Here is a 24832-nt window from a genome sequence, read left to right on the forward strand (position 1 = left end):
CATATAATCTTCTCAAATTCGACACCTATAACCTATTGAGCCTTGTCAATACTGTCTGAATCAGATGTTGTCAAGAACTCATCAAAGATTGGAGACGATCTTCAACTTTTTAAGAATCCTGTGCGCAATCCCATAGGCATCATTGGGAGTCTTTCCTGTTACAGGGCGAGCAATTTTAAGTTGTTTTATATTTTTATATCCCTTTTTCTCAAGGACAGTTTCAACAGATTCCATCATCTGACAGAGGAAATTATATGTCTGGGTTGGAGTAACTGTTCCCTTGGGAAAGGGGATGTGCTCTTCCGGCAGTTTATTCAGTAAAAGGAAGAGATGATAGTTTTCGATGGTGATTTTAAGAACATTAGCAGGTTTTTTGCCATCAAAAGACTCCACGGCAAACTCTGTTTTCATGGCAGCGAGCTCAGAAAATTCCCTTTCAATCCATGCATCAACAAGTTGCTCTATTATAATGAGCATATGATAGATATCATTGGGCGTTACAATACGTTCCTCTCCGAAGCGACTTACAATGAGATTGAAAAGTTCAGCAATGGACTCAATGTTTCTGCCGGCATTTCGGCTCTTTTCAATCTGTTCAAGAGTATTATAGCTATAACTTACAACTTCATCCATACGCCTTGTAATCTGTTCAGAGTTATCATTTGCTTCATTCATGTGGTCATTCATGGAGACCATCATTCGTGTCTGCTCTTCCATGAGATCATGGATGGAGAGGGTTATACTGTTCATTTCCCTGACAACAGATTCAACAGTTTCAATGGATGAAACAGACATGGGAATCTTCTGAAGTATCTGATCCACGATTTCAGTTATGGCTTCTGACATGGATGCTGTCTGTTTTGCAAGATTTCCAACCTCTTTGGCAATTACTGCAAAACCCTTACCTGCTTCACCTGCTCTGGCTGCCTCCACATTTGCATTAAGTGCAAGGATGTGTGTCTGTGCCATTATCTCCTGTATGGTCTGGGTTGTCTTGGAAATATTGCTTGCCATTTGGCTTAAATCCGTGATGAGCTTTCTTGTGGAACGGGACTCTGTCAAAGCTGTCTCACTGATCTTGCGGCTATTTTTTACATTTTCTGCAATAACAAGGTTTTTTGAGGAGCTAAGAGTAATTGCATCTCCAAGTTTTAAAATAAGATCTGTCACTTCCCTTGAAAAAGATGCAACATTCTGTGCCTGTTTTGAAGTATCCTGTGCAATTTCCTGAACTTTAACCGAAGATGCCATAAGTGCCCCTGAAGCCATGGTAAGCTCTCCGGAGGTATTTTCAATCTGCTCTTCCACAACCTTTTCCCAACGTTTCTGGTTTCGCTCTCGGGTTATAAGCTCCCATGTCACCAGTATTCTCCTGTCAAGCGGATTATTCTGGTAAAGGGGCACAGCATATGAAGAAATAATTTCACTGCCGATATCAAGGACTGAATTAACAGGAAAGGATGGATTGTTTAAAAACAGGGCTTTTTGTTTATCAGGATTCAGATAGAAATCAAAATAGTTATATGCGGTAATCTGCTCAATTTTTTTAATTGGAAGCCAGTTGCATATTTTATTGAATATTGATACAAAGTGGTTATTATAAAAGAGGATCTCCCCACTTGGATTAATAACAAAAATTCCGGTATTTATATTGTCAAGAGTTGAATATTCCCGCAGAGTTTTTTTTCCGCTGGAAACAAAGTAAAACAGTGCAAAAAGGAGCAAAGAGAGTATGAAAAGGATAACAATCCTTGACAAAAATGCATCCTTTAGAAATGAAAATGCCGGAATGACGGTGGTGACCTCAAAAATCATCACAGCAAAAAAAGAGAAGAGGAGTATGTAAAGCGTATTCTTTAAGGTCATTTTTTTATGCTTGCTCTTATGGTAATTGTCAGGAATCCACTTATAATAATGGTTACAGGATTATTAATCAAGGCATCATTTTGTTTGCCATGCCAGTTTTTATTTTTTATTTGCAACCCAGAACCGATCAAAACCAGTTTTTTTCTTATTTGCAACCCTGAACCGATCAAAACCAGTTTTTTTTCTTATTTGCAACCCAGAGCCGATCAAAACCAATTTTTTTCTTATTTGTAACTCAGAACCGATCAAAACCAATTTTTTTTCTTATTTGCAATCCTCAAACGATCAAAACCAGCTTTTATTTTTATTTGCAACCCTGAACCGCTGAAATCATTAACAACAACCTTGGTCTTCCCAGATTTTTTACGGGGCCATCAACTTTTACAGGTGGTAATACCATGAATCCAAGTGGATACAGCACAAACAGGAATAAAATCAAGGAAGAAAAAAACGTGGAAGATGTGGAAAGAGAAAATGTTCTTCAAAAAATCTTCCACAATATTATGGATACCCTCTCTTCTCACATTGCAGTTATAGACAGTAACTGCATGATTGTGGCTGTAAACAAGGCATGGAAAAAATTTGGAGATGAAAACGGACATATATGTCCAAGAGCCTGTGTTGGACAAAACTATCTTGAAGTGTGTGAGAATGCTCAAGGCAAAGGGAGCCAGGAAGCATCAGAAGTTGGAAATGGACTTAAGGAAATCATGGCTGGCAACCTTAACACTTTTTCCATTGAATATCCATGTCACTCAGATAGAGAAAACCGTTGGTTCAGGGTGACAATAAAGAAATTATCTGCTGCTGGAAAAATGTGGGCAGTTATTGAACACCACAACATCTCAGAAATGAAACTTGCTGAACTTAATTTTAAAAACAGTGAAAATAAACTTAACGGTATTATCAAATCAATTCCTGACGTCATGTGCATGATGGACAAGGATCTTAATCTAATCTGGACAAATGGTGTTGCAAGAAAAATTTTCGGTGAGAATATTGATGGACAAAAATGCTTTAATTCCTATGGTGGGAAAAATAATCAGTGTGAAAAATGCATTGTTCAAAAAACATTTTCAGATAATGCCACCCACTCAAGTGAATATACCCACATGGATATAAATGGCAGGGAGAGGACTTTTTTCTGCACATCCAGTGTGGTAAGCTATGACAATGCTGGCAATCCTTCCGAAGTCATGGAGATCATGCATGATATTACGGATAAAAAGGAATCAGAAAAGCAGATCAAAAAACTCTCACTTGCAGTGGAATACAGCCCTGCAAGTGTTGTTATAACAGACATTAATGGAACTATAGAGTATGTTAATGCAAAATTCACACAGGTTACAGGATACTCATTTGAAGAGGCAATTGGACAAAATCCAAGGATACTCAGCTCAGGTCGTCAGACAAAAGCGTACTATTCCCACCTCTGGAAAACAATTCTTGGCGGCAAGGAGTGGAAAGGAGAGTTTGCCAATCACAAAAAAAATGGCTCTCTCTACTGTGAAGCTGCATCTATCTCTCCCATATTCAGTGAAAACGGTAAAATAATCAACTTTGTTGCAATAAAGGAAGATATCACTGCAAGAAAAAAAATGATAAAAAAGCTTAAAGAAGCCAGAGATAAGGCCGAATCTGCAACAAGAGCAAAAAGTGACTTTCTTGCAACAATGTCCCATGAGATCCGTACCCCCATGAACGCAATTCTGGGCATGAGCCATCTGCTCATGGAGTCAAACCTTAATGACACCCAACACAACTATATCTCCATTATCCAGTCTTCTGCCGATGCACTGCTTTCAATTATCAATGATATTCTGGATATTTCAAAAATTGAGGCTGGAAAAATTGATCTGGAAAAAATTGAGTTTCAATTCTGTACTATTATTGACAAAATATTTAATGTACTGAAATTCACAGCAAAGGAGAAGGGGCTGGAGCTTATATATGATTTTGACCATCCCATTCCACTTCTACTGTCCGGTGACCCAACAAGGGTGAGCCAGGTTATCATGAATCTTGTGAGCAACGCCCTTAAATATACTGAAAAGGGACATGTTATTGTCTCATCCACCATACAACCCCACGACAACAGCCACATTCTCCTTAAAATTTCAGTGAAAGATAGTGGTATTGGCATAACAGCCGAACAGATCAAAATGCTCTTCAGACCATTTACACAGGTTGACAGCTCAACAACAAGAAAATATGGTGGCACAGGATTAGGGCTTGCCATTGTAAAGCGTTTTGCCAACCTTATGGACGGAGATGTCGAGGTGCAAAGTATCCCTGGAAAATGCTCCACATTTTCAGTAACTATGAAGCTGGAAAAAAGCCCATGTTCAAAAATTCCATCCCTGCCGATGGAAAACCTTGCCGGTTTAAGGGCATTGATAGTGGAATCTGGAATTAATTCAGGAAAATCACTTCAAAAATCACTTTATGCCCTTGGCATTGACAGCACGCTTGTATCATCTTATGAAGAAACTCTGAATCTTATCAAAAAAGAGAGAGCCTCCCATCCGTGGAACCTGATTCTGTTTGACTACAAATTGTCAGAAGTAGCTGGCAGGAATTTTTTAATGTCGATATCTGGAGATAACTTCCCTGACAAAAAACATGAAAGTGCTTTTTTGATAATGCACGATATAAATGATGGAGATAAGGCAACAAAAAATAATCCCCTGTTTTCAGGCATCACAAATAAACACATTGATTTTCTGGAACGTCCTGTTACGCCATTAAATCTTGTTAGAAAGCTTCTTAGGGCAGTTGAAAGTAGAATTAATATCCAAAATGAACCAAAGATGGACAAAACATCACGAGCTTTTTCTTCATCTTTTAATAGAGATTTTGGAGGTGTCAGTGTATTGATTGTTGATGATGATTCCATCAATCGGGAAATTGTCTCTGTTCTGCTTCAAAAAACAGGGATAACTGTTTATCATGCACTTGATGGAGAATCTGCTGTTGCCATGGTAACCGAACACTGTTTTGATTTGATACTAATGGATATTGAAATGCCGATCATGGATGGCATTGAGGCAACTCTGAAAATTCGATGCCTTGACGTACCCTGGGCTTCAAGGGTACCTATTGTGGCTTTAACAGGTCATGTCATGATGGATATCAAACAAAAATGTATTGAATCAGGCATGAATGACCATCTCGCAAAACCACTAAAACCCAAAAAACTCAAGGAGATGCTTCTAAAATGGCTCCCCTCTTCCGAGGCTCTACTTCAATCATCTCCAAATACAAATAGTGAAAAGAGTGTGAACAATTTTCATGATAAAGGGATAGATAAACTTTTTCATCATAAAGAGGCGGGTAAAGACTCTTATGATGAAGGAGTGGGTAAAGATTTTCATGATGAATGGCTGGGTAAAGACGTTCATGATGAAGAGTTGGATAAAGATTTTCATGGTGAGGGGACGGAGAATCGTCTTCATGAAGAAAAAATGGTAAAATCAACTGGTCAGGAAGATCTTATCGTATTTAAAGATGGCCTTCGTTATCTTAATAACAATATGACACTCTATCGAAAAATGCTTGGCGTATTTGTTGAAAGTTTTAGCACAATGGACAAAGAGCTTTTTGAGATGCTTGACAAAAAAGACATAGAGGGTGCAAGACAACTGATGCACAAGATAAAATCAAGCTCTGCAATGATAGGTGCACGGAAACTTTCCCATGTTTCAGGGGAGCTTGAACAGTTTTTTTTAAAGAATAAAACCATAAAATCACATAAATCTTCATGGTCTGATTCAACGAGTTCCCCAGATCATAAAAAGAGTGAAAGATATTCTCACAATGAAACTAAATGGACAAAATCAATTCCCACCCCCGACCATGAAAACCATGGGGAGTTTTTGCGCAGCAACATCAACAACATTGATTCTGAAAAAAATATAATAACAAAAATTAATTATTTCAATGAACTATTACATAAGGTACTCCAGGCATCCAGACAACTGAAAGATTCCATTGATGAGCAACATGATATTGACAAAAGCAGGAAAACAGACATCATAAAAGAGTGTGCTCCTCGGGAGATCAAAAATAGAATTGAAACCCTTCTTGATTTTGTCCGCAAACATCAGCCGGGAGAATCACGCTCCATCCTGGCGGAAATAAAAAACAGCAATGATGATTTCCTGTTTCAAAAGGAGCTTGAACAAATTGAGATTATTATAGGACAATATCGTTTCAAGGATGCAGAAAAACTGATCATGATTCTGCTTGAAAGATGCCGGGAACAATAAGATGACAGAGATGAAAAAACATAAAATTCTTGTGGTTGATGACAGTAAGCCCAACATTGATCTGATTGTTGAGGTTCTTAACAATGAATATACAGTAAGTGTTGCCATGAACGGTAAGGATGCTGTGCAGCTTGTTGCTGAGAATCCTCCTGATCTTGTTCTACTTGATGTGATGATGCCGGGCATGGATGGTTATGAAGTTTGCAAAATACTTAAATCCAACAAAAAAACCAGAGAGATACCTGTAATTTTTCTTACTGCCCTTGACGAGGAGGATGATGAGGCATTAGGCCTTGATATGGGTGCTGTTGACTATATTACAAAACCATTTCGTCCCCGACTTCTGGAGAGAAGGGTAAAAAACCAGATGATTCTCAAGGATCACCGCGATAACCTTGAGGAGATGGTGAAACAGCGTACACGGCTTTTGAATCTGACCCAGGATGTCACCATCGAAAGCCTTGGAAACCTTGCGGAGTACAGAGATCAGGAGACAGGAGGACATATTAAACGCACAAAAAACTATGTCAATTGCCTGGCAACCGAGATCCGGAAACAGGGCAAATATCCAAAAAGCAATATAACCGATGGCTACATTGAACTTCTTACAAAATCTGCTCCTTTGCATGACATCGGAAAGGTTGGCGTTCCGGACAGCATTCTCATGAAACCAGGTCGTCTCACAAGTGAAGAGTTTGAAGAGATGAAAAAGCATACAATCTATGGCAGGGATATTATAGCAGCATCGGAAAGAAGCCTTGGTGAGGACTCTTTTTTGAGTGTAGCAAGGGAGATAGCATATACCCATCACGAAAAGTGGGATGGGTCAGGATATCCTGAAGGCACAAAAGGAGAAAATATCCCCATTTCAGGACGCATGATGGCCATAGCTGATGTATATGATGCCTTGATATCCAAACGGGTATATAAAGATCCCTTTTCCCATGAAAAAGCCATGAAAATTATCATTGAAGGAAACGGCACACATTTTGATCCTGTTATGGTTGAAATTTTTATTATCTGCCAAACCCGCTTCCGTGAGATTGCAATAGAATATGCTGATTTTGATGAAGAGAGGCAGACTCTTTCGTCATGATTCCCTAACCTGGGGCAAGCCAGAACCAAAAAAAGCACGTTGATCTGGCCGGTGGTAAAGGTTCCAATGCCTATATCAGAATTAATACTCAGCGTGCCTTGCATCACACCGTCCAGAAATAGTTTCCTGTAATATCTGGAATCAATTCATTTTTTTACCGTGAAAATGGCTATCATTTTTATATTTGGGAGTCGATTGATACGTAATCAATCATGCCTGTTTATCTCTTCAATTGACAACCCTGTAAACTCAGAAATTTTATCAATGGATTCACCTTTTTTAAGCATTCGGCTTACAACGGTTTTCAAACCCTTTTCAATCCCTATCTTTTCGCCCTTTTCAATTCCTATCTTTTCACCCTCTTCAATACCATCCATTTTTGCCGTTGTGATCATATCTCGCTCACGAACAAGATTTACTACATAACGTTCATAATCAGCCTTTTCTGATCTGCTCATATGGATATAGGATAGCTTCTCTTTTGCTTTATCAATATTTTTAGACTTAAAATCATCCCTTACCTGTTCATTTTTTATCATATATATCCATTCATCAATATATCGCTTTATAATATCCTGAAACTTATAAATCTGAATAAAATAGTACTCGGGAAAGATATCTTTATCCACAAACTTATACTTTGATTCCAATCCATCCATTACCTCAACCCTCTCTTTTATCTTCAATGGATTGCCGGTATTCATGCCGAGGAATCGTGTTGTGCCTTTATAGAGATAGTCATCTCCGGTGCCGAAGTTGAAATAGAGGATACTTATGGAGATTACCTTGCTGATATTTTTAAAATCTTCACCCAGTTTCATATTTTCAACAATAACCTTTGATGTGCCAAAGAGGAGCCGCTCCAGATAGTCCCTTTCACGGGTGTTTTGAATCTCAATGATGATTTTGCGTTTATGGCTATCCTCAACCATTAAATCCACGCGGTTAAATTTATCATCCTCCTGTTTCTGGTTCCCTTCACTTTCAAGGAGATTTAATATTTTGATGTTTTCATCTTCGAGCAATGCACAAAGGAATCCTTCAAGAACATCAAAGTTGGCTTTATCACGTAAGAGGCTCTTTATTGCCCAGTCAAACCTGATTACACGATTGCGGTCTGAAAAATCTGTCATATCAATATCCTCTTTGGTCTGTTCTCAAAATCGACATCTTATTGCTTTTTCAGAAGTTATTGCATTTGTCTGAATCAGGATAACCAGGATGGATAGGATGTTCAGGATAGACAATCCTGCCTTATCCTGTTAATCCTGGGAATCCTGGGAATCCTGATTCAGACTGTGTTGACAAGGCTTACAATATCATAGGTGTCGATTTTGAGTCTGTTTTGTATTTTTTATATGAAAGTCTCCGTAACAGCCTGTTTTAAAAACGACTTTCATCCCTTCGATTGTGGCGGTAATCCGCCATGTACGTTATAAGAAAGTCCCCGTATTTCAAGGTTTTTTCAGGGCTTTCATGCTTCGTTGTGGCAAGATGGTTTTGCCATGGCCGTTATATAAAGTCTCAATAAATAGCTGTTTTTAAAACGACTTTCATTTCTTCGATTGTGGCGGGCATCCGCCATGTACGTTATACCCATCCTATGGCAACGACATTAAGCATAATACCATCTATTTGATCCTGCCCGGACAGCTTTAAAAGAACATCTTCATCTTCAAGTGGTACAAAAATGGTTAGAGTCGTGGATTTATAATTTAATTTTTTAGCATATTTTACAGCCTGTTTTTTTGAGTGTTGCATCTCTGCTTGATCTTTAAAGCTCTTTACCTCAATAATACCTTTCTTGTTTTTGCATTTAAGGTGTAGATCAACCCTGCCATTGCCGGTTGGAAATTCAGGGCTTACGGTACAAAGCCTGCCAACCGCATTTTGCAGCCAAAAATAGAGATGAAAATGCCCCACATATTCTGTATATTGAAGGTCAGATCGTCTTGGTTGATCCTTCCATGGATTTATTCCCTTTGCCTTGAACCGTTTTAAATAATCTTTATATCTTTGAAGCAGTGCCGGAATATTAATGTATGATGAATCACCTCCTTCTTCTTCCTCAAAAACATCAGAGAGGGTATCTAAGGGATCAAGGGGCAAAATGGGCAGGCGTTCGCCAAAGAGGTCACCTGTAAGGGCATTGTAGAGTCTCATTTGGATAAAGGGGCTGGAAAAACGGCAGATTTCATTTTTTTTTCCGTGTGTATCATTGATTGTTTCAAAATCAATAATTCCATTTAAATAGGCATAACTGCACCACTCTGAATCAATGGTGAATGGTTGATCTGAATTTGTGAAAAGCTCAACTATCTTATCTTTATATTTGCCCTTTGCTTTTTTGATAAGGTTTAACACTGTATTGTTCCACTCTCTGTATAAAGCTGCTCTGTAAACATCCTCCCAGGCAGAGATATCAATATTTTTTTGAGTTTCTGTGTTATATTTTTCAGTTAAAAGTTCTCCAAACCAACAGACAAGACCGGGTTGCCCCCGTGTGGTATCATATACGGTTTGAACAACTTCCGGATCAATGATCTGTCCGCTCTCATTCTGGTATTGTTCAAAGAGTTCAACAACTTCATCAATGGTAAAGTTGGGCACATGGAGAGATCGTTGAATATTAAAAGGAGAACCCCTTAGGCTGTCAACTCCAAGAACTGCCCTAACTCCAATGAGTGCAAGGCCATGGAGATTGAAGTTCTCTTTATCAAGATAGATGTCCCGAAACATTGTCACAAATTTATCTATAACAAGGGGTGGAAGTTTATCAAATTCATCAATAAAAAGGATCAAGGGTTTTTCAAAAATATCTGAAAAAATATCTGCAAACTCCTCCCATGTTCCGGGCTTCTCAATGTCAACCTTGAAAAATCTTCTGAAAAGCAGTGGAACACGGGAAAAAAAATCTTCAGGCGGATCACTCTCCTCTAAGGATATACCCTGCATTGACATCGTAACAATGGCAAATTGATCAGGGTATTTTTCTTCAATCTCTTTTTTAACTTGCCGCATGAGCCATGTTTTACCACACTGCCTTGGTGCCCATATGGTGAAGAAATGCCCTCTCTCTTCTGGAACACCTATAAGTTGATTACTACATTTCTCTATTAATTTTTTTCGAGGAACACAGAAATGATGCCTGCAATCCACAGGGCCGTATGAAAAAAAAGTTCTCATGGTTTTTACCTGTTTTTCTCTTATTGTGATTTAAAAAATGCCATCACTTTGCATGGCCCGGTAATGGGTCCAGTGGTGTATGTGGTTCCGGCAAGTGTTCCATTGCATCCAAGAACGTAGTTGATCATATATCCTGAATCCGGTGTCACTGTAAAAGTTGCAGAGCCGCCGTGGCTTACATCCACAGTGGCAGGGGAACTGGTTCCGTTGGTGTGGGAGACAGTTCCGTTGGCCGTGGCATGACCTGTCACTGTGTAGGTTTTTGGGGTAAAGGTGGCATTAAGTGTGCAGTCTCCCGTGATCACTCCGGAGGTATAGGTATTGCCAGACCATGCTCCGGAGGGACAGTTACCGGTGAAATTGTTAAACAGGTAACCCCAGTCAGGTATTATGGTGAAGGTTGTTGTGTCATTATAATTAACTGTTCGGCTGGCGGGGCTTATGGTGCCACCTGTGCCGGCAGAGGCTGTGACTGTGTAGCTGTTCAGGGTAAATGTTGCAGTTACGGTGCAGTCTTCTGTTATGTTGCCGGTGGTATAAAAAGTGGAAATAGCTATGGGACCGGTTATGGTGGTGCCGCCGCAACCTGTAATCGTTGAAATTCTTGATCCTATGCCTGGTGTAATTGTAAGTGTAGTTGTATTGCTTGCGACTACAGTATGTGTATCTGGTGATACTGTTCCACTTCCTGACCAGTAGCGTGCTGTGCCTGTTACCGTGTATAACAAAGGAACTGATGAAGAATAGATTAATTGAAGATATGGTCTGGTAGTTTCCGAGTAATATCCTGAAACGGCGGAACAATTGTGATTATACCCTGTAACCATCTTATAACCAGACTCATTGGAATAGGCAATGGAGTCAGAAGCACCTTGTGCATATCCAGTTCTGCAAGTTTGAATCAGTAAACTGTCAGTCCCATTCCATATAAATGGCGATGATGAAAAATCGGCAGTATGCCAACCTATATAAGTCCCTGAATATGACATATTTGGCCCCACAAGGGTCAAACCTGAACTATCTTCAAAAGTTGCATCACTGCTGAGCTGTGTTTTTGTAGTATGCCCCATGTAAAGATCAAACAATACCTCGTTTGGAGTATTATCTGAAGTAACATACCATTGAATTCCAGTTATGTCAGATCCAGAAGGTACGCCTACATTGCTTAATTCTGTTGCTGTTATCAGTATCTGAACTTTGGCATTGGTAAAAGTTGTTGGGATTAATGGAAAGGTTTCACTTGCATTTGACCCACTATTTGTGCCGATTGTAACGGTTTGGCTATAGCTCCACTTAGCATATAGCGTAATTGATACGTTATCTGTATAACTTCCACCTTCAGCATAATCTGTGCCTGATCCGTCAGCAGCAGTATTCCAGCCATCAAAAGTATATCCTGTTTTAGCAAGAGTACCTGTGTTGGTCGCAAGGTTAAGGGCAATATCATGAAGCTTAGTCTGCTGACCTGGCACAGCACCGCTGGTTGCACCATTGGAATCGTAGGATATTCCGTATATATCTTGAGTCCATGCTGTAATACCACCAATGGTTAGAGAGTTAGAACCTTTAGAATCAGTAACCGTACTCCCTGAACTTTGATTCATTGTGTAATGAGATACAAGATTAGCATAATTTGGGTGCCCAATTGTTACAATTTGATCTTTCCATGATGATATTGTTGCTTCATCTAAAGCGGTACTCCAGATACGTAAATCTTTTATTGCACCATGAAAAAATTGATTATAAGTTCCAGTAATTAAATCCCCAACTCGCAATTCAGAATTAGAAGGAATTGATAATGTAGGAGAAACTGTCCTGCTTTGTTGAAAAACACCGTTGACATAGAATGTCTCTGTTGTTCCATTGTATGTTCCGGCCAGATGAATCCATGAATGTTGAGGCATAAGGTATGGTGTCGTCCAATCGTTACTTGCTCCCCAATGGTTGATTACCAAATATCCAGAAGAGTTGAATCCTACTTGAACACTATTATCGTTTATCCCATCCACTCCCCAACTGAAAACTTTTCTGTCCTGTCCTGTAGTTGTGGCTGCATTTACCCACATCTCCCATGAGTAAGCAGAGTTTCCAGAAGGGATACCTGTGGAAGAATTTTTAACGCCATAACCTGATGCTCCATTTAAATACAGGACGTAATCAGGAACAACCGCAGTCCACACCGCATAAAGCGTCATGTTTGAGGCTCCCATGACAAAGCTGTCACCAGACTGATATGTCATCCCGCTTCCGTCGGACGCTGTATTCCAACCTGCAAAATCGTACCCCGTCTTCACAAGGGTTCCTGTATTACCCAGAACGGTGATACTGTCGCCCTGTGCATAGCTGTTTCCATCTGCGGGAGGGGTGCCGCTATCCGCACCGTTGCCTTCATAGGTTACTGAATAAAAGATATCAACCCCGCCGGTGAGTTCTATTTCAAAATTGTCAATACCTCCTGTCCTGCTTCCATCAGCAGAAAAAAAGACATACAGTGCACTGGCACCTGCAATGTCGCTATTTGTCAAGGTCGTCGTATGTTCCGTATGCAGTGTTCCAATGTTACCATTGTCGTCTGAATTTTTAATCCGAAATGTCAAATCAAAATCATTACCGGTTTTGGCTTCAACAATAAGCTCGAAAAAATACCAGGTGGCAGGGGAATATGTCATATCACCACCTGTCCAGCTCAGAGCTGACCCGAGGGCATTGTTGAGCCAGTTCCCACCCCCTCCATGAAAGGAAATCCCCAGAAAATTTCCGGAACCAGGCATTCCCACAGAACCTGAAGCCGAATTGATGGTCTCTGTTGAAAAACCCAATGCCCCATAACCTGAATTGGCTGCCATTTTAAAGTAGGCGGACAGTGTATATACACCCCCTTCAGTGACATTGTAAGACTCTTTTGCAGTCCATATCTGATCAGAAGATGATGTAGAGACTAAGATTCCGCCTCCCCCTCCCAAGCCTGCTGTGGCATCCCAGACAAAGGGATCGCCGGATCCGTTCGTGCCTTCGGTAAAATTGTCCGTAAGAGAATTCGATGTTGAAAATTCTTGAAGTTTGGTCACCGTTACCGGTGCCGGTTCCCGATAGGCAACATACAATCCCACCCCTGGAGACAGACCGGAGGTTTCATCGCTGTTGTAATAGCTGCTGACGTAACCCGATAAAGCGGTCACCCCTGTGCTTCCCGAAACACTCCCAGTATAAAGAAGGGCTGTGCCTCCAGGACCCACGGTGGCTGAGCCACCGCTTACAATTATGTTTCCACCTGTAGCTGTACCTGCTCCACTTGCCTTTCCTGCATTTAGCATTATTGCAGCAGGGGACGTTGATGTATCATCGGTTGACATTGCTCCAGTAAGAGTTAAATCACCTGTGTCAACAACACCTGATGCAATATCAATGGTTCCTGTGGCTGAAATTGCTCCAAGTGAAAGGGCATTTGTATCCAAAACTGAAACATTTCCCGAAGATACTGGTATGCTTAAAACTCCAGTGAAATCGTTAAGCTCATGTAGCAGAGAGATATTATCTGTTGAGGTTGCGGTTATTGTTGTATTGCCACCACAGATAATTTGTCCTCCATCAGAGGTTGTTGTTCCAGATTGCCCAGCTACATTGCCAGATATTGAAGTAATGTTAATGTTGCCTGACCCATTTGTTTTAACACTGCTTCCTGCGTTGATATTTATTGCATTACTGCCTGTCCCTTTTGTTCCTGTTATTGTTGTGGTTCCGTTTTCACTTCTTACCTTACCTGCACCTGATAAATAACCACCAGTATCAGTGAACCACGTATCTCCAACAGCAATACCATCTGATCCCCCTTTACCAATACCTTTAATGGTTACTGTACCTGCTCCAGTTGTAGTGATATTACCTGAAAGATTAACACCTCTTGCATGAGATACACCTCCTGCTGTGCTACCTTTTCCTATTAAAGAAATATTTCCTCCACCTGCTGCAATATCACCATTAATAGCTACTCCTCTCATTATGGAATTATTTTCATCTACAATTAAGTTTGTACCTATTGCATAATCACTTAAAGGATCGATTCCTCCTCCTATAGTTACACTACCCCCATTGGTGGTTATGGAGCTGCCACGGGGAAGCCAGACTGCTCCCGTTTCAGAATCTAAAGTTGCCAGATAACGAGAATTAAGCACCACATTTAAAGCATTGCTTAAAGATGTGATAATACCCGGTATTCTTATTAGTCTATCTGCAGCAGCTATTTTATCAGTAAAAACAATATTACGGGAAGCCTTTAGAGTCAGGGTTGCCGTATCTCCCGCTGTTTTGCTTATAGTTCCGCTTAAATTAATATCTCCAGGCTCTCCCGCACCGCTTCCAGTGGTTATTACAACCGATGTGCCAGCATTAAGTTTATCTTCTATCTCTGAAATTGAAACTGTTGCACCAGTGGCGTATGGAGTCCAAGTATCAGTACCACCGTCTGACGACCATAAGCCTCCGCTGCTCGACGTACTGATTGTGGTGTTGTAGGTAGCAGGAGTTGGCACAGCCGCACCCCATCTTGAAAAACCATCTTGACCTGTTACTGTTATAGTGTTGTTAGCAGTGTCGATGGTTCCGCCTGAGATGCTCCAATTAGTTCCACCGTCTGGTGATTTCCACAATTTTAAATCTGCTTCTGTCAATCCATTGAGTTCTGAATCATTATAATTAAAAACAAGAGTGGCATTTAATCCTGTGTTGGTTGTCGGATTAATATCGTAATATCTTAAAATGCTTGGATTACCGCTGATGGTTTGGGCTGTGTGTGCTCTTGTTATGGTTGTGCTTCCCATGTTTGCACTTGTGGTTAGAACAGTACCAAGACCTGCTACATTCTCATCGGTTATATTGCTTAAATCTCTTGTGGTGGTTATATTTCCTGAACCTGAAGCATTGAGGTTGTAGCTTCCCTCAACAAGGGTTCCAGAACTTCCAAGTGTGATGCTCCTGCTTTGCATATCAATATCTTTACCAAGCAGAAAATTTCCATTAACTGAAAAGTCAGAGCTTAAAGTCGGCGTTGCATTGCTTGAAAAAAAGAGACTGTTTACAGTTGGGGTGCCCGAAATAACAACTTCATTGGCAAGGGAGCTTAACTTGTAAAGCCCTACATTGTCTGTTGATGCTGGAGCTGAATTTCTGCTCCAGTTGCCAGCCGTTGCCCAAGCATTATCTTCAGAGCCAATCCAAGTGTTAAATGCAGTTGAATCTACCCAATCAGTAGCTTGATCCATATTGGTAAGAGTGCCGTTATTGGCATTTGCGGTCATATCATAAAGCGTTGTCCCGTCAGATTGATCCATACGATAATAGGCAACTAAATTTGCGTCACTGCCATTTAGGGTGTTCATCATGTTTTCGCGGATTTGATCATCAGTTCGGGCAACATTCCAGATACGGACTTCGTCGATCTCACCATTAAAATAACGCGTTCCTGATTCAGCAAGAAAATCTTTTCCAATAATTACTGGATCGCTGTTTGCCGCAACAGTATAAGGTATGCCACTTAATGTCTGCTCTACCCCGTTTAAATATACTTTTTTTGTTCCACCACTATTAATTGCTGCAATATGGTGCCATTGGTCAAGAGTAAGAATTCCATTTGCGGTTGACATGTCATCAAAACGGATTCCGCTATAAGGAGAATCAAAAGTTAAACGTAAGGTATATCCATAAGATTCTTGAGTATGATATTTTCCTACAATGCCTCCAAGCAAATTGAAACTTCGTGGCTTTATCCATGCTTCAATCGTGTAATTACTCTCATTAGTGAAACTTAATTGTGCATTATGTGGAATATTTACATAATCATTTGATCCATCAAAATCCAAAGCCTTTCTTGGTCCTGCAAATGCCCCTGATGCTTTCCAGGTTGCACCGTTGGTAATTGTGCCTGGGTTGCTGTTGTCGCTGTTGTCAGTTAAAGTTATTCCGCTGCCATCGCTCATTTTGTAGTAGGCTTTTAGATTTGCATTAGGAGTTGTGATCTCTTTATACATATTTGCTTTGATTTCTGCTTCTGTGCGTGCTGTATTCCAAACACGGACTTCGTCCATCATTCCGTCTATAAATCGATTATCACCGATTTTGTTGTTGCCAATAAAAAAAGAACTGTTGGACGTAACAGTTCCACTTAATAAATTACTTGTATCAAGCACCCCATTTATATATAGCTTCATACCAGATGAAGTGTCATAAACACCTGCAATATGATACCATTTATTTGCTTCCAATGCTAAAGTTCCATTCAGTATCTGTGGTGATCCACCTATATTAATGACAAATTGTGCTTGATTCAGAGGTAAAGGTACTCCTCCATCTCCAAGTCGCAAATAAGCAAAATTTCCATCCTGTTCTGTTCCAATCAAGCTGATAACCCCCTGTCCAGGGTTATCAAAATTATTTAATTTCACCCAACACTCTAGTGTAAGAGTTGATCCACTGAGATCTATAGAGCCACAATCTACATAGTCATCTGTCCCATCAAAGTTTAGGGCGTAGTTAGTAGCATGAGCTACGCTTGCGAGTGTCAGCAAGGCCATTGATATTATTAAAATTCGTTTTGTCATTTTAGATTCTTCCTATAATAATAGTTCGAGAAATTTTTTTGTAACATTAAAAAAGAATCGACAAGTATTCTCCAAAATTGGAAAACTGTGTTTTACACAACATTGCAGTCCAACAAAGGAGATATCTGTGAGAATAATAAACCGTATTTTCTCCCAAATGTCCAACATAAGCAAACTCAGCATAAATTTTTACTGACACTTTTTTCAACTATAATGCTACGACAAGGTCGAATGAACTTTCGCAACATGGGGTGCTATAGCAATTTGAACGAAAAAATTTATTCGAAAAATGCCACCCTTCATATGACCTCAAAAGTACTTTACACTTTTTTGTGAGAGGTTACCTAAAAATGGGGATCTGCTTCATGAAAGTGTAAACCAGAAAATGAAACATGCCCGAAAAATTTTAGAAAATCATTCTATTTTAAACTTTTCAATCTAAAAAATACCCTTCAATATGAGGAACTCATTAACTACGGTGCTATCAGCTCTTAAAACTGTCCGAAGCATTGAAAATTAAGAGTTGACAGTGTCGATCAAAGCCGGTGTTGTCTCCAACCTCTGATCTCCCAGCATTACCTCTCCAGCATCAATCACAAGACCAACAGGAGGCATATCGGAAAAAGAGACAGACTGTTGATCGGTCGTTGCCGGCAGGGAGATAAGTGTTCCGTCTGTTCCTTCAAATGTGACTGTAGCTCCTGACCGGAATACTGTAAAAATAGTTGAAGGTGCTTCAATCGTTATAGTATTTGCCCCGGGAAAATTCATAACTTTCGCCCTTCCACCGCTTTCAATTACCAGGTTGTTGGCCTGGGCATTTCCGTACACGAAATAAACGGTGTCCGACAAAACGGTGACGGTAGATGTGTCCGTAATAACAAAATACTCGTCCGGATATTCAAAGCCTTCCCCCACTGTGATGACAACGGCTCCTGTCTTTGATTGACCTTCTGAATCAACAACCGTGCAGGTGGCAGTGTATGTTCCTGGATTTTCAAAGGTGTGTGACGGATTCTCATCGTCATCGCCTGTGGTACCGTCTCCGAATAACCAGGCATATTCAAAGGGAGGAGATCCAGACACCACGGTACATGAAAGAGTAGTGGATAATGGTGCCCTTCCATATGCGGGTTCTGCCCCGATGGAGAGAATCAGATCCTCTGCAGCGGCCTCGTTGCTCCCGCCGGCACGGACGGAAAGCACATAGTATGCCTCATTCTTGTCCGCTCCTGAGACATCCTGGCCGTTGTGCATATAGATAGCCATGGCACTCCCGGTATCTGTAAGCGTGGTCGTGGATGTCCAGTAATAGCTGCCGCAGATATCCGGAAAAATGTCGGCATCCACAGGCGGTGGGGATGGCCTGCTGTAGTCCACGATGGCCCTGAGCTCCTCTATGATCGGAAGCCTCCAGTCCCCAAATCCGGCAAGGACAAGATCCTCACAGTAAACGAGGGCGTCCTCCCAGGTCAAGCGCTCCTCCGCGTGGTACTGCTGAAACATCAAGCCGGTTTTCCGGTCGGATACCGTGACATCTCCGTTATCGACAAACCTGACCAAAGGTTCCACACCCGGCATATCCGATCGAACGGCACGAACAAAAATTCCGGAATTCGATTTTTCTATGTTATTGCCGTAGGCTGCGGAAAAATAGACACATATTGCATCTTCCCCGTTCAGGGAGAAGGCATTGGTCGTGGAAGACCAGTACCAGTAGGATTGGGTGCCGGGAAAATAGTCCGTGTTGACGGCTGGATCATTGCGCCCCTTGTCCGTCAGGGATGTCAGCTCATGCAGGGTGGGCAGACGCCAGTCAGAGTATCCGCCGAAATTTTCGGCATTGAGCGCGGAGATATAATCCTGGGTATCGGTGCCTTCCCCGGGTGTTCCGGCATTACCGCCGTTGGTTTCCGGGTTTTCGTCATACCAGGAGTATTTATTTCCCCGGTCATGAACTGTGCCGTCTTCGGTCTTCACCTCCCAGATGAGGCCTGTAACGTTATCCCTGACCATGGCCCAGGATGAAGCGGCATCATTCAAGGGATTTCCATCCGCATCCAGTTTGGTGTAGGATCGTGGATTGATGGAATAATCTGAATCCTCGCCAAAGGTGTCCGTGAAGGACTGGTTCTGTCCCGAATCCGGCACCGGCGTGAATACTCCTTCGGAGAACACGAAATCATCGGCGACCCAGTTGCAGTCCATGTTGCAGCCTTCGGCGGGTTCAATGCGGTAAGCCTGGATACCTGTCAGATCGCTGAACGCAGAGGTATCAACAAATTCAAGGGGTTCGGCCAGGCCGGAGTGATTATCCGGCAATTGATGACAAACAGACCCAAGAACAGAACCAGAGGTATCAATTGCATAAACGGTGATCTCCTCAGATCCTCCTCCGTATCCATAATATTCATTCCGTCCCGCCCAGAATCCTAAAAGTATCTTCGGCGTTGTAATGGTCAGGCCGTCTGTATCGTCATGATTGGTTATTGCAAAACTTCCGGAATGGGGTATGCCGAAAATCGGGCAGTCATCACAGATTTTGTAATCCTCCCCGAAAACTCCAAAGCCCGTGTCCCACACTATATCCCTGTAAATCGGGTTGTCGTTATTAAGGGTGTAAAGCGAATGGTTGGATGCCGGAGACAAAAGGAAGTCGTCAAAGGTAACGACAATGACACCTTCAGCTCGGGTTATTGTTGAAAAAAAGGCTGTAAAAACAAGGATTAACAGGAATAATAAAATGTTGATCTTTTTCATTCTTTTTCCTCCTTAAAAAATTGATGTTCTTTTACAGGCTCATTATACTCTTTAATCAAATAGACATTTTTATTAAGTATTTGCAAGGGGTTTTGTTTTTTTTATATGAAAGTCTCCGTAACAGCCTGTTTTAAAAACGACTTTCATCCCTTCGATTGTGGCGGTAATCCGCCATGTACGTTTATATGAAACTGTAGGGGGTAGAAATGGATTGTGCCCCTACAGTTTCATATAAGAAAGATGCTGATTTATCTTGTAAGAGATTCCCTGCTTCTGTATATTTTCATTTATGAAAATTTTAAAACCATATTACAAAAATCCTTCATCCGATAAAGGCGGAAATTTTACATCTGTAGATACATCTGTCACATCATCTTGGGGCACAATACTTTCCAGATATTTTCCTGCCGTTATAAGCGGTACCCTTTTGACCCTCGCTTTTCCCGAGGCAAATTTCTCATGGCTTGCATGGGTGGCATTTATCCCGCTCATCGTATCCTTAAGGAAAATGGGTGGAAAGCATGCCTTTTATGCTGGATTTATAATGGGCTTTGTCCATTTTATATCTCTTTTATACTGGATTGTTCCCACCATCAGCACCTATGGAGAACTTCCCTTTTTTCTTTCTCTGCCCATTCTTATACTTTTAACTCTCTATCTTGCTTTATATCCTGCGATTTTTTCCTTTGGTGTCAGTTGTTTTAAAAATCACTTGATGCCCCTTGCCGCATCTTCAATCTGGGTTTCCCTTGAATTTTTGAGATCATGGCTTTTTACAGGATTTCCATGGGGATTGACAGGATCTTCCCAATATATGAATCTTGAATTGATACAAATTGCAGATATTACATCCGTGTATGGAGTATCGTTTGTAATACTTATGACCAATGGTGTTTTGGCAATGACTATAGAGAGTTTTTTCGCAAAAGATTCTGTTTTGGTAATGACTCTTAAGAGTATTTTTGCCAAAGATTCTGTTTTGGTAAAGGCTGTTGAAAATAATTTTGTAAAAGATTGTGTTCCTGAAATAACTCCGGAGAGTATTTCTTCAAGGGTATGGAAAAGATCCTGGATGCCGCATTTTTTGTGGTACATTCTTCTTGTTGCTGTTTTGATTGTTGTTTTTACCTATGGAAAAATGAGAATTTCACAGGTTCAAGAGATTGCTGACCATGGAGAACATGTTACTATTTCTCTGATACAGGGAAATATTGAACAGCTTTTTAAATGGGATAATGCATATAAAAACAAAACTATTGAAAAATATTGTGACCTTTCAATGAAGGCTGCCACTATGAATGGTGCGGGCAAAAAACCTGATCTCATAGTCTGGCCAGAAACAGCTCTTCCTTTCTATTATATATGGAACAGAGAGTTCTCTGAAAAGGTGGATGAGTGTATTCAAAGAGCTGACACAACTTTTCTGGTGGGCAGCCCTGCATTTGAGGCTTTGGCAGAAGATGGATATGAGCTTTTTAACCGCTCTTACATGGTAAATCCAGGAGGGTTTGTTACAGGTCACTATGATAAAATTCATCTTGTTCCGTTCGGAGAGTATGTCCCGTTTGGAAAATACCTTTCATTTTTGGGTAAAATCATTGCCCAGGCAGGCAACTTCTCTCCAGGCAAGCCCCCTGCACGTCCCCTTGCCTTTAACGGCTCAAGTGCCGGAGTTTTGATATGCTTTGAGATTATATTTCCGTCTCTTTCAAGAAATATGGTCAAAAACGGTGCAAAGGTGCTTGTAAATACCACCAATGATGCCTGGTTTGGATATACATCAGCACCAAAGCAGCATTTTTCCATGGCTGTTTTCAGGGCAATTGAGAACAGAAGGGCAGTTGCAAGGGCTGCAAATACCGGTATCAGCGGATTTATTCAACCAACAGGTGCTGTTGTAGATGCCTCGGGGCTTTATGTGGATGCTGTATTGACAAGATCTGTTCCATCCATGACTCTACAGACAATATATTGCAGGTGGGGAAATTTTTTTGTAATTCTGTGTCTGGTTGCAACAGGGGCTATATCTGTGATAAATGTTAAAAAACAGAAGCCAGATAGACCCTCTACTGGTGCTAAAGATGATCAGAAAAAAAATTAATGATGCCGGAAAAGTGCTTCTGTTTCCCTTTAAGGCATTTGGTTTCATTGTTTTTGCCTTTAAAGTTGTAATATTTACTTTTTTGGTGCTTGACAGTCTGTTTGAATGGATAGTTTCAACAATATTGAAATAGTACACTATAACGGCCATGCAGGATAACCTCCGTAATCAAATGAATTATAGTGGTTTTTAAAATACTCAAAGCCGACACCTATGATCTTTTGAGCCTTGTCAACATTGTCTGAATCAGGATGTCCAAGATTAACAAGATAAGGCAGGATTATTTATCCTGAGCATCCTTTTCATCCTGGTTATCCTGATTCAGACAAATTCAATAACTGCTCAAAAAGCAATAAGGTGTCGATTTTGAGAAAATAGGCTGTTGTGGAAAATTTCATAAAAAAATAAAAAATGGAGAAAAATAAATGTCTATAGAATTAAAACAGAATATTGCAGAGTGTTATGAAAAAGCTGAACAGCTTAAGGAGTATCTTTGACCTCCCTGTAAAACAGAATCGCTTAAGAGAGCTTGAGAGTTTCATTGCAAGGGAGGATTTCTGGAATGATGCTGAAAAGGCAACAGAGCTTTTGAAGGAGAGAACCAGGATTTCTGACCTGATTGATGCCTGGAATGCCATACATGGAGAGATCGAAGATGCAGAGACCCTTCTTGAACTTGCAAGGGAGGAACGAGACAAAGATGCAGAGAGTGAAGTTGAAAGTCAGCTTGAAGCCCTTGAAAATCGTATAAAAAAATTTTCCATTGAAATAATGCTTGATGGGGAGGATGATGCCAGAAATGCTATTGTTTCCATTAATGCAGGTGCAGGCGGAACAGATTCCCAGGATTGGGCTGAAAGGCTATTTCGCATGTATTCCAGATGGATTGATAAAAAAAAGTACAAGTTTCAGCTCATTGATTATCAGCCAGGGGATGAGGCAGGTCTTAAAGGGGCAACATTCAGTGTCTCCGGAACCAACTGTTATGGATTTTTAAAGGTGGAATCTGGAGTTCATCGTTTAGTTCGTATCTCTCCTTTTAGTTCAACAGGAAAAAGACACACATCCTTTGCTTCGGTTTTTGTCTATCCTGAGATAAAAGATGATATTCATGTGGAAATAGATGAAAAGGATCTGCGTATTGATGTTTTTCGGGCAAGCGGTTCAGGCGGACAGCATGTCAATAAAACAAGCAGTGCTGTCAGGATTACCCACATGCCAAGCGGCGTGGTTGTCCAGTGTCAGCAGGAGCCTTCTCAGCACAGAAATAAGGAGATTGCCATGAAGGTGCTAATGTCCCGTCTTTATCAGATTGAAAAAGAGAAACAGAAGCAGAAGATGCAGAATCTTCATGATACCAAGGATGACATTGCCTGGGGCAGCCAGATACGCTCCTATGTCATGCATCCATACAGGATGGTCAAGGATCACCGTACCGACCATGAGATCGGTGATGTGGACAGGGTTATGGATGGAGATCTTGACCCTTTTATTGAGGGGGTTCTTCTTTCCGGAAAGATATGAATGTCAAATATGAATATTGATGATATAATAAAGGAGTTTTACACCCCAGGGACACCTCTTTATGATATTTTCATGGACCATGCTGAACTTGTCACCCGGAAAAGTCTTGCTGTTGCAGAAAGGGTAAAGCGTAATTCAGAAAGTTTAAAGCCAGCTCACCTCACCGGTAATGAAAAGGCGTCAGATTTTAATATATCCAAGGCAGTCTCTCCGGATATGCTTTTTATTGAAGAGGCTGCCATGCTTCATGATATAGGAATTTTCATGACACATTCGCCATCCATACACTGCATGGGAGAGCATCCTTATATCTGTCATGGTTTTTTGGGCAGAAAACTTCTTGAAAATATTGCTCCAGATGGTTCCTTGTCTCGCCATGCCCTTGTCTGTGAACGCCATACCGGCGCAGGTATTACAGCGGAAAATATAAAGAGCAATGCCTTGCCTCTTCCATGTCGTGATATGGTGCCTGAGACAATTGAGGAGCAGATTATCTGTTTTGCAGACAAATTTTATTCAAAAAAACCGGAACAGGCAGGAGTGGAAAAGAAAGCTGAGCAAATTGTAGAAGAATTGTTATGTTTGGATCATTCCCATGGAAAACGTTTTCTTGGATGGCTGGAACAGTTTTCAGAAAGCAAATCATAAGGTGACAAAGTATGGAATTTACTCAAACTGCTAAAAATAGACTTTTATTTGATATTGACCAATTATCATCAACATACATAATTGAGTTAGATAATTTTATACAGTACCTTAAATTTAAACAATTAAATGATAGTCAGTTAAGGAATGAGCCTGGAAAAAAATGCCCTGAATCATCCTTTCCATTGATAGATAAGGAAGTGGGAGATGAGACAGGATGTGGGCATGTTATTAGTGACCGGTTTTTAAGTGAGAAATTTAAAATGCCTCCTGAACAGGATCCTCTCCTTTGTGCAATGGGCAGTGTTGATGTTCCTCCATTTTCTGATATTGTTGACGATATAATTTATGGAGAAAGATGAAAGCTATATTTGTTGATACATGGGGATGGATCAATATATTTAATCGTAAGGAATCTTATCATAATTCTGTCATCAATATTTACCACGAAGTCCGTAAGGAACAAGGTCATATTATTACAACAGATTATGTTTTAGACGAGCTTTATACATTATTTTTCAAACGTTTGTCTCTTGAAATAGCCCATAAAGCCTTTCAAACCATTTCTGAAACGATTGAAAAAGGATATGTAAAATTATTGTGGATTAAGCCGGAGCGGTTTGACGCTGCCAGTAGATTGCGAATCAAGTTTTACGACAAACCAGATATTTCTTTTACGGATTTGACATCCATGAGTGTTATGAAAGAGGTAGGAATTTCTGAAATATTAACTGGAGATGCCCATTTTACACATGTTGGAATGGGATTTACTCTATTACCTTAGTCCTTGAGC

Annotated in this window: 13 protein-coding genes; 8 read left to right on the forward strand and 5 right to left on the reverse strand. The window is 40.6% G+C overall.

Features of this window, described 5'->3' with window-relative positions:
- Positions 1-81: 81 nt before the first annotated feature.
- Positions 82-1866 carry a methyl-accepting chemotaxis protein gene (locus MTBBW1_RS09425; RefSeq protein WP_080802465.1) on the reverse strand — a complete coding sequence of 595 codons (1785 nt, stop codon included), beginning with the start codon at positions 1864-1866 and terminating at the stop codon, positions 82-84.
- 398 nt (positions 1867-2264) lie between these two features.
- Here MTBBW1_RS09425 and MTBBW1_RS09430 point away from each other — a divergent pair, with 398 nt between their 5' ends.
- Both MTBBW1_RS09430 and MTBBW1_RS09435 read left to right on the forward strand, forming a co-directional pair.
- Positions 2265-6134 (forward strand): PAS domain S-box protein, encoded by a 3870-nt coding sequence (locus MTBBW1_RS09430; RefSeq protein ID WP_080802468.1) that lies wholly within the window; start codon positions 2265-2267, stop codon positions 6132-6134.
- Positions 6135-6144: 10 nt separating this feature from the next.
- A complete protein-coding gene (locus tag MTBBW1_RS09435; protein WP_245809320.1) occupies positions 6145-7230 on the forward strand; it encodes a response regulator in 1086 nt (361 codons plus the stop codon).
- Between the two features lie 206 nt (positions 7231-7436).
- Here the strand turns inward: MTBBW1_RS09435 and MTBBW1_RS09440 are convergent, their stop codons facing one another.
- From MTBBW1_RS09440 to MTBBW1_RS09455, 4 genes are all read right to left on the reverse strand, one after another.
- Positions 7437-8363: a PD-(D/E)XK nuclease family transposase gene (locus MTBBW1_RS09440; protein ID WP_080802474.1), complete on the reverse strand. Its 927-nt coding sequence runs from the start codon at positions 8361-8363 to the stop codon at positions 7437-7439.
- A 457-nt stretch (positions 8364-8820) separates the two neighbouring features.
- Positions 8821-10416: an AAA-like domain-containing protein gene (locus tag MTBBW1_RS09445; protein ID WP_080802475.1), complete on the reverse strand. Its 1596-nt coding sequence runs from the start codon at positions 10414-10416 to the stop codon at positions 8821-8823.
- A gap of 20 nt (positions 10417-10436) precedes the next feature.
- Positions 10437-17009 carry a LamG-like jellyroll fold domain-containing protein gene (locus MTBBW1_RS09450; RefSeq protein WP_080802478.1) on the reverse strand — a complete coding sequence of 2191 codons (6573 nt, stop codon included), beginning with the start codon at positions 17007-17009 and terminating at the stop codon, positions 10437-10439.
- A gap of 516 nt (positions 17010-17525) precedes the next feature.
- A complete protein-coding gene (locus MTBBW1_RS09455) occupies positions 17526-19769 on the reverse strand; it encodes an Lcl domain-containing protein (RefSeq protein WP_080802481.1) in 2244 nt (747 codons plus the stop codon).
- Positions 19770-20058: 289 nt separating this feature from the next.
- Between MTBBW1_RS09455 and lnt the strand changes: the two genes are divergently transcribed.
- The 6 genes from lnt to MTBBW1_RS09480 all read left to right on the forward strand — a co-directional run bounded on the left by lnt (position 20059) and on the right by MTBBW1_RS09480 (position 24823).
- Positions 20059-21870 carry an apolipoprotein N-acyltransferase gene (gene lnt / locus MTBBW1_RS09460; RefSeq protein WP_080802484.1) on the forward strand — a complete coding sequence of 604 codons (1812 nt, stop codon included), beginning with the start codon at positions 20059-20061 and terminating at the stop codon, positions 21868-21870.
- Positions 21851-22003: a hypothetical protein gene (locus tag MTBBW1_RS28285; protein WP_186441185.1), complete on the forward strand. Its 153-nt coding sequence runs from the start codon at positions 21851-21853 to the stop codon at positions 22001-22003. The genes lnt and MTBBW1_RS28285 overlap by 20 nt, the downstream gene beginning before the upstream one ends.
- 292 nt (positions 22004-22295) lie before the next feature.
- Positions 22296-23394, forward strand: a protein-coding gene (prfB, locus tag MTBBW1_RS09465; RefSeq protein WP_342743889.1) for a peptide chain release factor 2 whose coding sequence is annotated in 2 segments (ribosomal slippage) — positions 22296-22328 and positions 22330-23394 — 1098 coding nt in all. Because the reading frame shifts where the segments join, the coding sequence is not laid out codon by codon here.
- A complete protein-coding gene (locus MTBBW1_RS09470; RefSeq protein WP_245809322.1) occupies positions 23395-24042 on the forward strand; it encodes a phosphohydrolase in 648 nt (215 codons plus the stop codon).
- An 11-nt stretch (positions 24043-24053) separates the two neighbouring features.
- A complete protein-coding gene (locus MTBBW1_RS09475; protein ID WP_080802488.1) occupies positions 24054-24401 on the forward strand; it encodes a hypothetical protein in 348 nt (115 codons plus the stop codon).
- The gene (locus tag MTBBW1_RS09480; RefSeq protein ID WP_080802491.1) at positions 24398-24823 is read left to right on the forward strand and encodes a type II toxin-antitoxin system VapC family toxin; all 426 of its coding nucleotides are present in this window, start codon (positions 24398-24400) and stop codon (positions 24821-24823) included. The genes MTBBW1_RS09475 and MTBBW1_RS09480 overlap by 4 nt, the downstream gene beginning before the upstream one ends.
- Positions 24824-24832: the final 9 nt, after the last annotated feature.

It is taken from the genome of Desulfamplus magnetovallimortis (assembly GCF_900170035.1).
Taxonomy (GTDB): domain Bacteria; phylum Desulfobacterota; class Desulfobacteria; order Desulfobacterales; family Desulfobacteraceae; genus Desulfamplus; species Desulfamplus magnetovallimortis.